At 65.5% G+C, this 15,054-nt stretch carries 10 protein-coding genes, 1 tRNA gene and 1 pseudogene; 7 read left to right on the top strand and 5 right to left on the bottom strand.

What is annotated here, in order from left to right:
- Positions 1-221: 221 nt before the first annotated feature.
- Positions 222-1,271, bottom strand: coding sequence for a homoserine O-succinyltransferase (locus B4C31_RS08170; protein ID WP_291532061.1), 1,050 nt, complete (start codon positions 1,269-1,271; stop codon positions 222-224).
- A 345-nt stretch (positions 1,272-1,616) separates the two neighbouring features.
- On the opposite strand from B4C31_RS08170, the gene B4C31_RS08165 reads away from it, so the two are divergent.
- A tRNA-Met gene (locus tag B4C31_RS08165) sits at positions 1,617-1,690 on the top strand.
- 153 nt (positions 1,691-1,843) lie between these two features.
- Here B4C31_RS08165 and B4C31_RS08160 read toward each other — a convergent pair.
- Positions 1,844-4,090 carry a peptidase gene (locus B4C31_RS08160; protein WP_291532060.1) on the bottom strand — a complete coding sequence of 749 codons (2,247 nt, stop codon included), beginning with the start codon at positions 4,088-4,090 and terminating at the stop codon, positions 1,844-1,846.
- A gap of 431 nt (positions 4,091-4,521) precedes the next feature.
- On the opposite strand from B4C31_RS08160, the gene B4C31_RS08155 reads away from it, so the two are divergent.
- Complete coding sequence (locus B4C31_RS08155; RefSeq protein ID WP_414631862.1) at positions 4,522-6,606, top strand: alpha-1,4-glucan--maltose-1-phosphate maltosyltransferase; 2,085 nt, start codon at positions 4,522-4,524, stop codon at positions 6,604-6,606.
- A gap of 134 nt (positions 6,607-6,740) precedes the next feature.
- The gene (locus tag B4C31_RS08150; RefSeq protein WP_033507188.1) at positions 6,741-7,235 is read left to right on the top strand and encodes an inorganic diphosphatase; all 495 of its coding nucleotides are present in this window, start codon (positions 6,741-6,743) and stop codon (positions 7,233-7,235) included.
- 85 nt (positions 7,236-7,320) lie between these two features.
- On the opposite strand, the gene B4C31_RS08145 is transcribed toward B4C31_RS08150, so the two are convergent.
- Positions 7,321-8,085 carry a hypothetical protein gene (locus tag B4C31_RS08145; RefSeq protein ID WP_291532058.1) on the bottom strand — a complete coding sequence of 255 codons (765 nt, stop codon included), beginning with the start codon at positions 8,083-8,085 and terminating at the stop codon, positions 7,321-7,323.
- Positions 8,086-8,274: 189 nt separating this feature from the next.
- On the opposite strand from B4C31_RS08145, the gene B4C31_RS08140 reads away from it, so the two are divergent.
- From B4C31_RS08140 to valS, 4 genes are read left to right on the top strand one after another with little or no spacing between them, the layout of a single operon-like run.
- Positions 8,275-8,997: a winged helix-turn-helix transcriptional regulator gene (locus B4C31_RS08140; RefSeq protein ID WP_291532057.1), complete on the top strand. Its 723-nt coding sequence runs from the start codon at positions 8,275-8,277 to the stop codon at positions 8,995-8,997.
- Between the two features lies 1 nt (position 8,998).
- Positions 8,999-9,658, top strand: coding sequence for an endonuclease III (nth, locus tag B4C31_RS08135; RefSeq protein WP_291532056.1), 660 nt, complete (start codon positions 8,999-9,001; stop codon positions 9,656-9,658).
- Positions 9,659-9,695: 37 nt separating this feature from the next.
- Entirely contained in the window at positions 9,696-11,228 is a 1,533-nt protein-coding gene (locus tag B4C31_RS08130; protein WP_291532055.1) for an ABC transporter substrate-binding protein, read from the top strand.
- A 21-nt stretch (positions 11,229-11,249) separates the two neighbouring features.
- Positions 11,250-13,976: a valine--tRNA ligase gene (gene valS, locus B4C31_RS08125; RefSeq protein ID WP_291532054.1), complete on the top strand. Its 2,727-nt coding sequence runs from the start codon at positions 11,250-11,252 to the stop codon at positions 13,974-13,976.
- Positions 13,977-14,050: 74 nt separating this feature from the next.
- On the opposite strand, the gene B4C31_RS08120 is transcribed toward valS, so the two are convergent.
- Together B4C31_RS08120 and B4C31_RS08115 are read right to left on the bottom strand one after the other, a co-directional pair.
- Entirely contained in the window at positions 14,051-14,413 is a 363-nt protein-coding gene (locus B4C31_RS08120) for a chorismate mutase (RefSeq protein ID WP_291532053.1), read from the bottom strand.
- A 353-nt stretch (positions 14,414-14,766) separates the two neighbouring features.
- Positions 14,767-15,054, bottom strand: a pseudogene (locus tag B4C31_RS08115) (transcription termination factor Rho); the annotation flags it as partial.

Genomic DNA, 15,054 nt, shown 5'->3' with positions numbered 1-15,054 from the left:
ATCTTTCTATCTGCTGTCAGTCTAACCCAACAGAACGGGCGAATGTGACGTTACGGTTACGTCCGTCCATCCCGGTTACGGAACCGCATTCCCGAACCTGCGCCAGCGGGGTCGGAACCGGTTCCGAACGGCTGGATACGCATACTACCACCGTCTCGGACAACCTGCCATCACCGCGACATCCACCGGATACGGCGTCGACATCTTCACAATTCAGGCGTTCACATCGTGGTCGGCGGCACCGGGACGACACCATAACCATCGTTGAGGAACGGGCGGAAGCCGTCCGAGCGGGGGGCGCCCGGTTCGTGACGGATCGATCGGTCGGTGCCCAGCCGCTTCTCGGCACGCAACCGCGGCACCTCCGCCAAATCGTATGGCGTGGTCTGATATACCCAATTAAGCCAGTTGCGCCACAGCAGGTTGGCGTGCGCACGCCACGAGAACAGCGGCTCCAACGACGGATCGTCATGCGGGAAGTAGTTCTCCGGGAACGGCACGTTGGTCAGTCCCTTGGCCATGTCGCGCTCGTATTCCTCGGCAAGGGTGGTTTTGCCGTACTCCCAGTGGCCCAGCGCGAACACTTCGGAGAAGTCGCGCGTGGCGATCAGGCCGGGACCGGAACGGGGGCCCCAGGTCAGCACCTGCAGGTCAGGGCTGGCGGCCACATCGTCCTCATCCACACCGGCCAGACGGGAGTGGGGCTGCAGGGCGATCTCGTCGAAACCGTTGGTCAGGAAGCAGTATTCATCCTGCAGATACTGGGGGAACACGCCGAACAGCTTGGTCGGCAGGTCGCGCTTGCGCACGCCGTACCGGTAGCTGAGTGCGGCCATCGCGCCCCAGCACAGGTACATGGTGGAGAACACATGGGACCCGGCCCAATCCAGGATGGCCTTGAACTCGTCCCAATAGTCCACCTGTTCGAACGCCAGGTGCTCCACAGGCGCACCGGTGACCACGAATCCGTCGTAATAGTTGTTGCGGAACGCGTCAAGCGTTTCGTAGAACTTGACCAGATGGTCGGCGCTGACGTGGGTGGACTCGTGCGTGGAGGTCTTCATGAAGTCGATCTCCACCTGCAGCGGGGACTTGGAGATCAGGCGGAGCAGCTGGGTCTCCGTCTCGATCTTCTTGGGCATGAGGTTGAGGATCACCAGCTTGAGCGGACGGACACGCTGACGTTCCGCCTCGGGTTTCTCCAACGCGAAGATGCGTTCCGAATCGAGTATGGCTCTGGCCGGCAGGCCGCTGGGGATCTTGATAGGCATGGTTCCCATTATGACAAACGGTTGACCGGCACGGCGCACGGGGCCCGCGCGGTTCGCGCCGCAGGATGGATACAGACGACTGGTACGACCACTAATAAGACCGACATGCTGTCTGCGAGATTCGCGCGCGGACACAGACACCTCTGTGACTACGCATAATCCGCCACCGACGTCTACGCAGCCCACTGAGTCCTATGGCAGGATGTCAGGATGTGCGGTGGGCTTATGCGTCCATCGCATATGACACCTATAACGCCCCGCACGCAACACATCATGCGCGACACGCCGATTTGACTTTCCGAAAACAACTCCTATCGTAGATAGAGCTGCCGTAAGGCAAGCCGACGCGGGGTGGAGCAGCTCGGTAGCTCGCTGGGCTCATAACCCAGAGGTCCATGGTTCAAATCCATGCCCCGCTACTGGTAGACCGCCGTCCTCGGAATCGTCCGAGGCGGCGGTTTTGTTTTTCTCGGAGATGGATGGACTACACGTGGAGTCACCCGTACTCCATCCGCACACGGCAACACGTCTCCTGCATAGGCCATCACGCTAGACAGACTGGATGAACGGCATCAGGAGCGACGCCGGATGCCGGCGAGCATGACGCCACCCACCGCCAAGGCTGCCACCGCCACACCGAATACGGCCAACAGATCGGATCCGGCCTGGGGCAAAGGATCACGCTCCTTCGGCGTGACGAGCTTGGCAGGTTCCTTCACGGTCACGACCTCGCCCTCGGCGCCAAGCTCATGGGCGGCCAGTACATCGCCTTCCGCGGATATCAATGCGGCCCTCCAATAGACCAATCCCGGCTCATCCGAACGGACCTCGGGACTGGAGACCACTTGCTCGGACAGGGTGTGATCCACCGGCACGCGATGCGCATGCACCAGTTTTCCGTTGCCACCGGGCTCCTGCCCCTCCGGTATGGCCTTATAGGCGTCGAACACCACGAATGAGCCTTCGGGGATGTCACCGGTGATGCGCGCGGCGTCATGGAAGGGATCTCCGACGTTGACGGTTTCCGGGGCCACCTGTGTGGTGATCGCCGGCCGCTCCGGGGTATCGTATTCATTGACCCTGGTGCGCTCCCAGCCGTCGTTGTAGGCGCTGGTCACCGGCATGACCCGGTCGTCGCCGGTAAAGCTGTAGACGAACACGTACCAACCGTGCTGCTCCGCGGTGATATGCACCGGCTCTCCGTGCACATCGGGCACGCCGCCGCCCACGCGAATCGTGCCGTTGGCGGCCGGATACTCCCAGACACCCACCAGGCGGTGGTTCTCATCCTCCTGCGGTTCCGCCGCCGTGCCGGGGCGGTATGCCTCATCGTTGTTCGGATCGGTCGGGTCGCCCGCCCACCAGACACGCACCTGCGTGTACGCGGCGTCCGCACCGAACCCATACGTATCGTCGCCGTCGAATGCGCCGTGGTCGTCGGGGAATCCCGAGACCGTAATGGTGTCGCTCAATTCTGCACCCACCGTGGCGGAGTGTTCGGTGACGGTGGATTCCACGGACACCCGTGCACGGTTCGCATTGGTCTCCGGAATCTCCAGGAATGGGGTGATTACGTCCCGTGTCATATATTCCTGCGCCTGTTCACTCTGTCTGCCGCGTTCGAACGCCCACACCCAGGTGCCGAACCCTCCGCCGACCGGCGCCAGATAGGGTTTACCGTCCGCGGTATGTGCCTGCACGGTCACGTGCTGATCAGGACCGTCGAACACCGCTTCACCGTAGCCGGCGGGCTCGTAGCCGAGGGAAGCCAACGCGTCCAGGAACGCCTCGGCGCTCTGCCCTTCGTCCGGCTTGATGCCGCCGTCCGACGCCTCGGACAACGCCTCGGGATCGATCCGGTCGAAATACCAGCCCGTGGCGTTGAGTTCCAATCCGGGCACCCAGTGGTCGGTCGCGCCGGCCACGCCGGAGGTCACAGTATCAGTCACCGGCTGCCCGGCATCGACCACACGATGCTCCGCAACCGTGCTGAGGGCCGGTGTGAACGCCTTGCGCACCGTGAAGCGGATGCCGGAGCCCGACGCGTCGGCATTGCCCGCAAAGCGCACGTAATCCTGATTGCTGACCAGCCGCTGCAGCGCCGGGCGCAGGTAGGTGGCGCTCACCGCAACCTCGCCCTCGCCGGTGGCACGCCACGCGTGGGCGATCGTCTTGTCCGCCGAGATGCCCTGAACCCGCTGCCCGCCGCTGACGAACTCCGCCGGACCGGACAGGGTCACGCTATAGGGCACGCCGGCCACCATGGCACCGGACGAGTTCAGCACCCCCACATTCACCGTGCCGGAGCGCAGTCCCTCCGTATAGGCGTATGAGGCATGCATGGATGCGGGCATAGACTGACCGGCCTGATTCCACAGTTCGTCCGCGGTTCGGGCCAGGTCCGGATGTTGGGCATGGATAGCCGCCCAATGCGCCTGCCACGCGTTGGCATCCAGATCGAAATACCGGTGGGCCAGCACGCCGATGCCCGCGTGAATCCGCGCGTCGCGCGATTCGCGGTACTCCTCCGCCAGCCAGGCCACGCGCCGCGCCTGATCGGTGTCGGCGAGCGCGATCTCCTGGCTGTAGGACAGTTCCGCGGCCTTACCTGCCTCGATGCAGTAGACGTGCCCTTGTTCCGATGTGCCGATCGCGCCGATGTAGAGCCGCTGCCCCGCGTACTGATAGGTTAGGTATGTGCCATCCGCCGGTGCCGTCAGCGGGCCGGCGTGTGCCGAGCCCATCAGCCCGCAGCAGATGGCCAGCGCCGCGATTACGCCGACAATCAGCGCCATCGGCCTGCGTAGTTGTGCATTCATCTTCATCCTTTCGGTTGGCCTTCCCCCGCGCCCCACGCGTCACCTTCGAGCCTGCCATGGTTGCGCGCGGCGCGGCGGGGATTCCGGGGAATGTGGTCGAACGCTGGCCGACGCCGGCGTGTTCTGGGCGACTCGTCGCCGAGGTTATCCACATTCCGCGGTTGTAGTGTCCGCAGGCCGTCCACATATCCACAGTCATGCGATTCGTCGGTGGCACGGTTCGTCGGCAGCACGGTCCGCCCGTGCGCGTCCATATGCCGCAGCCGCGTCAAGCGGTTGGGACGCCGGCCCCTACAATGGGCTGTATGGCAACAAACAACAGCGCTTCCAAGCGCACCACCAGTGAGAAACCCGCTCCAAAGAGGAGCACGCGCAAGCGCACGACGAGGACTCAGGCGGCCGCCGCCGCGAATTCCACCGCGGCGAAGTCGATGGCCGCCGGCGAGGTCCCCGCCCCCACCATCCCCGTCACCTCGCCCGAGCAGTTCGGCCGCATCGTGGTCATGGACGTGACCCCGAGCGCCGAGCAGGGCATGTTCCCGGCGCGCGTCGAACTGGGCGAGCCGTTCGAGGTCACGGCGCAGGTGTTCATCGAGGGACGCACCAAGGTCGGTGCCACCGCCGTGCTGCGCAATCCGCGTGGCCGTGAGATGCAGCGCGCCGCCATGACCTGTGCGAACCCCGGTCTCGACCGTTGGACCGTCATGCTCCAGGCCGGCGAGCACAGCGATCTGAAGCCGTGGGATGAGGACTATGCCGCCGTCAAGCGCCAGCTGGGCGAGTGGACTGTGACCATTGAGGGTTGGGAGGATACCTATACCTCGTGGCTGCATGACGCCCGCATCAAGGTGCAGGTCGGCGACGACGTGGAGAACGCCCTGGAAACCGGCGCCGAGATGCTCAACCGTTGGGCGCACACCGCGGACGCGCACCTGTCCGCCCGCGACCGCAAGCATCTGGAACAGGCCGCCGAACGCATGTCGGACAAGGAACGTCCGGCCTCCGCCAGGCTCGCCGAGGCCGACAACCCGCGCATCGAGGCGCTGCACAGGACGCACCCGCTGCGCGACGGCATCTCCGAAAGCCGCCCGCAGCGCTTCAAGGTCGAGCGTCCGAAGTCCAGCTTCGCCGCCTGGTACCAGTTCTTCCCGCGTTCGGAAGGCGCGTACCGCGCCGAGGACGGCACGATCGTGCAGGGCAATTTCAGGACCGCGCTCACCGGCCTGGACCGTGCCGCCGAAGAGGGGTTCGACATCGTCTACCTGCCGCCGATCTTCCCGATCGGCGTGACCAACCGCAAGGGCCGCAACAACTCGCTTGTGGCCGGCCCGCACGACCCGGGATCCCCGTTCGGCATCGGCTCCGAGCTCGGCGGCCATGACACGGTGGATCCGCTGCTGGGTACGATGGACGACTTCAAGGCGTTCGTGGCCCACGCCCACGAGCTGGGTCTGGAGATCGCGCTCGACTTCGCGATGCAGTGCTCCCCCGACCATCCGTGGGTCAAGCAGCATCCGAACTGGTTCCGCATCAAGCCGGACGGCACGATCGCGTTCGCCGAGAACCCGCCGAAGAAGTACCAGGACATCTATCCGATCGACTTCAACGCGGACATGCCCGGCATCGAGCGCGAGGTCGAGCGCATCATGAACCTGTGGATCGAGGCGGGCGTGACGATCTTCCGCATCGACAATCCGCATACCAAGCCGGTCCGCTTCTGGCAGGACGTCATCGCCGCCGTGACCAAGAAGCATCCGGAGGTGCTGTTCCTGGCCGAGGCGTTCACCCGTCCGGGCATGATGCGCGCGCTGAGCTATGTGGGCTTCACGCAGTCGCACTGCTACTTCCCGTGGCGCAACACCAAGGAGGAGCTGGCCGAGTATCTGATCGAAACCAACGGCAACGACGGCTACTGCCAGCACAACACCTTCTGGCCCACCACGCCGGACATCCTCACCGCCTACGTGCGCGACAACGGCATCGCCGGCCACGCCGTGCGCGCGGTGCTGGCCGCCATGGGATCGCCCTCGTGGGGCATCTACAACGGCTACGAGCTGATCGAGAACCGCCAGCGTCCGGGATTCGAGGAGCAGATCGACAACGAGAAGTACGAGATCAAGGTCCGCGACTGGAAGGAAGCGGACAAGTACGGCATCGCCGAACTGCTCGGTTCGCTCAACGAGATCCGCCGCAACCATCCGGCCACCCGCAGCTACCACAACCTCACGGTGCTGCCGACCTCGGATCCGAGCATCCTGGCGTTCGCCCGCCACACGCCGGCCGAGCTGACCGGCACCGGCCAGGCTGACACGCTGATCGTGGTCGTGAACCTGGACGGACACAACGCCCATCAGTCCACCGTGCATATCGAACTGCCCGAACTCGGCCTACCGACCGATCGCGCCATCACCGTGCGCGACGAGCTGACCGGCCGTGAGTTCCAGTGGGGCTGGGACAACTTCGTCTCGCTGGCCCCGTGGGCCGATGTCGCGCACATCCTCAGTGTGCAAGGCTGACGCCTAACGTTCCCTGCCGGCCCGTCCACTTTTCGAAGCGGACGGGCCGTTTGCGTTTCCATGCCGCAACGGGTCCGTCGTGGGGTATCGTAGGTAATTGGATTTATCCGTCTGACCTTCCAAAGGAGAAGACAATGGCAGAAACCTTCAACGTGGTGGTGGAGATCCCGCGCGGCTCCAAGAACAAGTACGAGGTCGACCATGAGACCGGCCGCGTGTTCCTGGACCGTACGCTGTTCACCTCGATGGGTTACCCGGATGACTATGGCTACATCGACGGCACGCTGGGCGAGGACGGCGATCCGCTCGACGCCCTGGTGATGATCCCGAACTCGGTGTTCCCGGGCTGCGTGGTGGAATGCCGCGCCGTGGGCCTGTACCACATGGTCGACGAGGCCGGCGGCGATGACAAGGTGCTGTGCGTGCCCGCCGACGTGCGTTTCGACGACATCAAGGACATCGACGACGTCTCCGAGTACCACAAGGCCGAAATCAAGCACTTCTTCGAGCAGTACAAGGCCCTGGAGCCCGGCAAGGAAGTCATGCCCGGCGACTACTGGGCCGGCGTGGCCGAAGCCGAGAAGGAGATCGTGGCCGCCAAGGAGCGTCTCGCCGCCCAGGGCGAGTGAGTCCGTCTCCTCGGTAACGATTGCGGGGCGCATGGTATGAACCATGCGCCCCGTTCATATAGGTGTCCGGAGAGGGAACCGACCGCTACACCAGCAGCGTCACGATCAGACTGGCCACGGCCACCACCGGGCCCAGGAACATCACCGGCATCAGCCCGATGCCGAGCCACGGGTGCGCGGCGCCCTCCACCGGGTTCGCGTCCCGCGCCCACAAGTACGAGGCGGCCGCCAGCAACACCGCCAACACCACGATCACCGCGCAGGCCACCAACGCCGCTGTCGGGGCCGGACCGCCGTCCGCGGCACGGCAGGCGGCGAACAGATCGGGCAGGAAGCACCAGCCGGGGGCGGCGATCATCGTCACCCCGCCGGTCACTTCATGGGACAGCGAACGAATCAGATGCGACCGGTCCTCACGCGCCATCTGCCGCGCGAACGAGACCAGCACCAGCGCCACCAGCAGCCCCACGACCCCGGCGGCCCACGTCTCCTGCGGGTAGAACCCCACCGATTCGGTCCCTTCGGCACCCGTGGCGCGTGGCGGGAAGAACAGCGCCCCCAATGACTGCCCCACGGCGCATGCCAGGGACAGCGCACCGGCCACGGCCGCGATCACCCTGCCGGCCAGCCCGTCACGCAACGACGAGCACCATGTGAACAACGCCATGGCCACCACCACGGGAACCGTCGTATAGGCAACGTGCACGGCACCCTGCAGATCGCGCAGCGGCGAGCATGCCGACACCGCCACCAACACCACGTACGCGCAGACCTGAACCGCCGCCACCCTGGGGAACGGGATCGCATCGGGCTGTTCCGCCGCCTGTGCCGACGACTGCGTCTGAATCATGGTCGCCCTCTTTTCTATCGGACATTGCTATCGGACAATCGAACCGTTCCTTGCCATTCCAATGTAGTCTACAGTGTCCACATACTGCGCCGCGTCCCCGCAATTGACTTATCCCAAACGTACAATCCAACCAAAAGTGGCGTTGCGTTCCAACAGTCCGTGTCGGGAAAACAATCGAAGGAGGAGCAGGTGACGGATCTGACGTTGATGACTGCGGCGGAAGACCCCGCCACCGTGCTGCCCTCGTTGGCGCTGCTGCCGCACCGCGTGCGCGTGCTCCCGCTGGATCTGGCAAGCATCGTGCGTCTGCCCGAGGACACCATCCTGTTCGTCGACGCCCGCGACGACCTGGCCACCGCCAAAACCGTGTGCCTGATGATGCACGCCTCGGGGCTGGCCATACCGATCATCCTGATCCTGACCGACGGTGGATTCCCCGTGGTCACCGCCGAATGGGGGATCACCGACATGGTGCTGGCGTCCGCCTCGCCCGCCGAAGTCGAGGGACGGCTGCGGCTGGCCGGCGAGCGCCAGCCGGTGCGCGCCGACGCCGTGCAGAAGCTCGACGCGCCGGCCCTGAGCGACGAGCAGGACGGTCTGTTGCGCTGCGGCGATCTGGTGATGGATGTCAACGGCTATACGGCCAGCCTGCACGGCCAGCCGATCGACCTGGCCTACAAGGAGTTCGAGCTGCTCAAATACCTCATGCAGCACCCCGGGCATGTCTTCACCCGCGCCCAGCTCCTGCAGGAGGTGTGGGGGTACGACTACTACGGCGGCACCCGTACCGTGGACGTGCATATCCGGCGGCTGCGCGCCAAGCTCGGCGGCGAATACGAGCATGTGATCGGCACCGTGCGCAACGTGGGCTACCGGTTCGACCCGCCCGAGGACGCCCTAGGGGATGAGTAACATGCCGCGCGAATCCAAACGCGCCCGGTTGCGGCGCATGCACGACGAGTACGCGATCCTCTGCCGTGTCATCCCCGAGCCGGCGTGCGCGCTGGATTTCGATTCCCCGTTCCAATTGCTGGTGGCCACCGTGCTGAGCGCCCAGACCACCGACAAGCGCGTGAACACGGTCACCCCCGCGCTGTTCGCCGCCTACCCCACGTCCGCGGCGCTGGCGGCGGCCGACCCGCAGCATGTGGAGGACATCATCCTCCCCATCGGCTTCTACCATGCCAAGACGCGCAACATCATCGCCCTGTCCGCCCAGCTCGAATCCCGGTTCGCCGGCCGGGTGCCCGACACCATGGAGGAGCTGGTCACCCTGCCCGGCGTGGGCCGCAAAACCGCCAACGTGGTGCTCGGCAACGCGTTCGGCGTGCCCGGGTTCCCCGTGGATACGCATGTGATCCGTGTGACGGGCCGGCTGCGCTGGCGCGACGATTGGAACGATCCCACCCCCGACCCGGTGCGCATCGAACGGGAGATCACCGCCTGCTTCCCGCCCGAAGAGTGGACGGACCTGTCGCACCGGCTGATCCTGCACGGGCGCGCCACCTGCCACGCGCGCAAACCCGGCTGCGGGGCGTGCCCCCTGAACGACACCTGTCCTTCCGCTCATTGACAGCCGTTATTCAGACGCAGCGGCTACACTCGGTACCATGCGTACTCAGAGGAACGATGCATGGAAGCGTTGGGCCGTGTTCGTGGCGGTCGCCGCCGCGCTGTGCATGCTGCTGTGGGCGGGCTGGACGCTCCTGAAGGACAGTCACGTCATCGACCACGTCAGCTCGATCCAGTCCGACACGGCCGTCACCATCGGCGTTCCGGACGCACCGTCCTCGATCGACATCCGCACCGACGACAACCCCGCCATCGAGCAGGCGCTGCTCGGCAACGTGTACGAGACGCTCGTCGCCCGCGGCCAGGACAACTCCCTGACCGCCGGTCTGGCCAAGCAATGGAACGTCTCCGAGGATGGCCTCAGCTACACCTTCACGCTGCAATCCGGGCTGCGGTTCTCCAACGGCCATGCGCTCGACTCCTCCGACGTGGTCTGGTCCCTCCAGCAGGCCGTGCAGCAGCAGTACGTCGGCTCCGAGGCGCTCGACCATCTCGCCGAGGTCGCCAATCCGGACAAGGATACCGTCACCATCACGCTGTCCTCCCCCGACCCGACGCTGCCCCGGACCCTGGCCGGGCGCGCCGGCATCGTCTACGATGAGGACGCCTCCATCGATTACGCGCGCCAGGCCTTGGGCTCCGGGCCGTTCACCGTCTCCGAGTTCCGCCAGGGCGTGTCCATCGCGCTGCGCGGCAACGACTCCTACTGGGGGCAGGCCCCGGCCTCCTCGCAGATCACCCTCCGGTATTTCGCCGACGAATCCTCCATGGTGGAGGCTCTGCGGAACGGCGAGATCGACATGGCGCTGCCGCTGAGCGCGGCCACGGCCCAATCGCTGAGCGAGGACCCCACACTGATGGTCGCCACCGGGGAGAGCCTGAACAAGACCACGCTGGTGTTCAACAACGACGCCGATTCCATCCTGTCCGATTCGCAGATGCGGCAGGCCATACGGTATCTGGTTGACACCGCCGTCATCGCCCAGTCGCAGGCCGACGCCTCGCAGGAGCTGGGCGGCCCGATCGGCCCGCTCGACCCGGGGTACGAGGACCTGACCGACCTGTTCCCGCACGACACGGACCGGGGCGCTTCGCTGGCCTCGTATTTCGGCACCTCGTACTACGGCGGGGAGCTCCGGTTCGTCGTCCAGCAGGAGTACGCGACGCTGGCCACCACCATCGCCTCGCAGATCGAGCAGGGGGGTGTGCCGGTCAACGTGGAGGCGCTGGCCGAGAACGACTACCAGGTGCGCATCGACTCGCGCCAGTTCGACCTGACGCTGCGGACCGAGGACGGGGACGATTCCGCGGCGCAGTACGCCGACCCGCAGTCGCTCTCGCAGTACACCGATTCGCAGGCGCAGGACCAGTACAAGGCGGCCATGGCGGCCCCGAGCGACGAGGCGTATCAGGACGGCCTGCGCGCGTTCGCCCGCACGGTCAGCCAGGATGCGGCCAGCGACTGGCTGTACTCCTGCAGGACGTTCGTGGCGGCCCAGCCCCGGTTGAGCGGCTATGCGACGAATATGGTGGACCGGTGGCTGCCGTTGTCCGATATCGCGCTGTCGTAACGGATTTCTAGACTGTCGTGTATGACAGAGAGCCACAACACCATCATCAATGCGCATCTGACGCCGCTGCCCGACCGGGTGGGCGTCGACGGCCTCGAGGACAAGTGGCGCGGCGTCTGGGACGGCAACGGCACGTACAAGTTCCAGGGCACCCGCGACCGCAAGGCCGTCTATTCGATCGACACCCCGCCGCCCACCGTCTCCGGTTCGCTGCATGTGGGGCATGTGTTCTCCTACACGCACACCGACGTGATCGCCCGGTTCAAGCGCATGCGCGGCTACGACGTGTTCTATCCGATGGGTTGGGACGACAACGGCCTGCCCACCGAACGCCGTGTGCAGAACTACTACGGCGTGCGCGTGGACACCTCGCTGAAGTACGATCCGGATTTCAAGCCGCCGTTCGAAGGCACCGACGGCAAGAAGATCGACGCCAAGGACCAGGTGCCGATCAGCCGCCAGAACTTCATCGAGCTGTGCGAGAAGCTCACCGCGCAGGACGAGAAGCTGTTCGAGGCGCTGTGGCGCAAGCTGGGCCTGTCGATCGACTGGTCGCAGACCTACCACACCATCGGCGAGCATCCGCGGCGCGTGGCGCAGAAGGCGTTCCTGCGCAACCTGAAGCGCGGCGAAGCCTACCAGAAGGAGGCGCCGGGCCTGTGGGACGTGACGTTCCAGACCGCCGTGGCCCAGGCCGAGCTCGAATCGCGCGAGTACCCGGGTTTCTACCATAAGGTGGCGTTCCGTTTCGAGGACGGCACCCCGATCTACATCGAGACCACCCGCCCCGAGCTGCTGGCGGCCTGCACCTCGCTGATCGCCAACCCGGAGGACGAGCGCTACCAGCCGTATTTCGGCCAGTACGTGTATTCGCCGCTGTTCAAGGTCAAGGTGCCGATCCTGGCGCACAAGGCCGCCGAGATGGACAAGGGCGCCGGCATTGCCATGTGCTGTACGTTCGGCGACGTGACCGACGTGGAGTGGTGGCGCGACCTGAACCTGCCGCTGCGGTCGATCATCCAGCGCAACGGCCGCATCATCATGGACACCCCGGACTGGATCGAGGACGAGGCCGGACGCGAGCTGTTCCAGCAGATTGCCGGCAAGACCACGTTCTCCGCCCGCAAGGCGATCGTGGACGCGCTGCGCGAGTCCGGCGACCTGGACGGCGAGCCGACGCCGACCAAGCGTATGACGAACTTCTACGAGAAGGGCGACAAGCCGCTGGAGATCGTGACCTCCCGCCAGTGGTATCTGAAGAACGGCGGCACCGACCAGAAGCTGAATGCCGAGCTGATCGAGCGCGGCCGCGAGCTCAACTTCCACCCGGATTTCATGCGCGTGCGCTATGAGAACTGGGTCAATGGCTTGAACGGCGATTGGCTGATCTCCCGCCAGCGCTTCTTCGGCGTGCCGTTCCCGCTGTGGTACCCGGTCAAGGCCGACGGCACCGCGGATTACGAGCATCCGATCACGCCGAGCGAGGACGTGCTCCCGATCGACCCGACCACCGACGTGCCGGAGGGCTACGACGAGTCGCAGCGCGACGTGCCGGGCGGTTTCACGGCCGAGCCGGACATCATGGACACCTGGGCCACCTCGTCGCTGACCCCGCAGATCGTGACCCGCTGGGAGGAGCCGGGCGAGGAGAATCAGGCGATCTTCAACGCCACGTTCCCGATGGATCTGCGCCCGCAGGGCCAGGACATCATCCGCACCTGGTTGTTCTCCACCGTGGACCGCGCGCATCTGGAGAACGGCTGCCTGCCGTGGGCGCATGCCGCGCTCTCGGGCTGGATCCTGGACCCGGATCACAAGAAGATGTCGAAGTCCAAGGGCAACGTGGTGGTGCCGAACGAGCCGATCGACAAGTACGGCGCCGACGCGGTGCGCTACTGGGCCGCCGCCGCCCGCCTGGGCCTGGATGCCACCTATGACGAGGGCCAGATGAAGATCGGCCGCCGCCTGGCCATCAAGCTGCTCAACGCCACCAAGTTCGCGCTGGCCATCGGCCGCGAGGACGAGAACCATCATGTGGGCGCCGCCGCCACCGCCGCGTGGAATCCGGCCGACGTGACCGAGCCGCTGGACCGTGCCGCCATGGCCGCCATGGCCCGTGTGGTGCGCGAGGCCACCGAGTCGCTGGAGGCGTACGAGCATTCCAAGGCGCTGGAGGCCATCGAGACCTTCTTCTGGCAGTTCTGCGACGACTACATTGAGCTGGTGAAGAACCGCGCCTACGGCACCGCCGATTCGACCGGCGTGACGCCGAGCGAGGCCGCCGTGCTCTCCGCGCGCACCACGCTGGGCCTGGGACTGGATGCGTTCGCACGCCTGCTGGCCCCGTACCTGCCGTACGCCACCGAAGAGGTGTTCAGCTGGATGCATGAGGGCGAGGGCTCCGTGCACCGCGCCGCCTGGCCGGATGCGGCCGTGTACGAGGCGGCCGCCGGTTCGGTGTCCGCCGACGTGCTCGACTGGGCGGGCAAGGCCCTGGCCGAGCTGCGTGGCTTGAAGTCGCAGGCCAAGGTCTCAATGAAGACCCCGATCCTCTCCGCCACGCTGGCCGCGCCGACCGACGCCGTGGAGGCGATCATCAGCACGCTCAGCGACATCGCCGAGGCCGGCCGTGTGACCGGTCCGCTGACCGTGGTGGAGGCCGCCGCGGCTGAGGGCGAGGCGGATGCGACCGTTGCGGTGACCGCCAGCGAGCTGGGCGAACCGCCGGCCAAGAAGCCGAAGGCCTGATCCAAGGTTTCTTTCCGGGGAGGGGGCGTCCGATATCCATCGGACGCCCCCTCCCGTATGTTATTTCGGCTGTGCTACGACTGGGCGGCGATGCGTTCGTGGCGGGTCTTGGATTCGCTCACCACGAAGGCGTGGTAGGACTCGGCGATGTCCGGGTCCAATTCGGCCTGTTCCGCCAGCGTGCGCAGCCGTGCGATCTGGCGGTGTTCCCGCTCGTTGTCGGCGGGGGCGAACCCGGCCCGGGCCTTCCATTGGCCTATCTGGGCCGTGTACTTGAACCGTTCGGCCAGCAGCATGATGATGGCCGTGTCCACGTTGTCGATCGATCCGCGCAGCCGCTCGATGGCCTGCACGGCCTCAGTTGTCTCCGGATGCTCCCGTGCTTCGGCGGCGTCGATGGTGCAATCGCGCCAACCGCTCTGTTCGTTATCGCTCATACCCGTCAGCCTAGCGCATCCCGCGGGCGGTGGGCAGCACCCCGAGTTCCAGATAGAAGTGCAACACCTGTCTAAGGTTGGAGGTGACCATGTTCCATCACATAGTGGTACGCAATGCACATACGCCCCTTAGAAAGGTTCCGTACCGTACCACACCCCTCCGCCGGATTAAGGATTGGCTATATTCTGCCATTCCTGTCCGTACCACATCCATGTGGTACGGTACGGAACCCCACATACAGGATGCGACCCGTTACGTACCACGTCGTGGTGGTACGCGGTTATGAAAAACCGCCGTGGCGCGTTGCGTACCACGGCGGTTGATGCGTTCAGTGCCAGCGTCCGGCTGGGGCTCAGTTGCCGTTGACGGCGCTGGAGTTGCTCTGCTGGACGATCGCGGCCAGGAAGTCGCGGTTGGTCGGTGTCTTCTTGAGCCTCGGCACCAGCGTCTGGTAGGCCTGCTCCGGTTCCAGACCACCCAGCAGGCGGCGCAGACGGTAGATGACCGGCAGTTCGTCGGGCGGGGTGATGAGCTCCTCACGGCGGGTGCCGGACGAATTCACATCGATGGCCGGGAACAGGCGCTTGTCGGCCAGCTCGCGGCTGAGTTTGAGTTCCATGTTGCCGGTGCCCTTGAACTC

Source organism: Bifidobacterium sp. UBA4282, from assembly GCF_002394995.1.
In the GTDB taxonomy this organism is placed as follows: domain Bacteria; phylum Actinomycetota; class Actinomycetes; order Actinomycetales; family Bifidobacteriaceae; genus Bifidobacterium; species Bifidobacterium pullorum_B.
The sequence above is the reverse complement of the archived record's forward strand: the minus strand, read 5'-3'. Positions and strand labels throughout refer to the sequence as shown.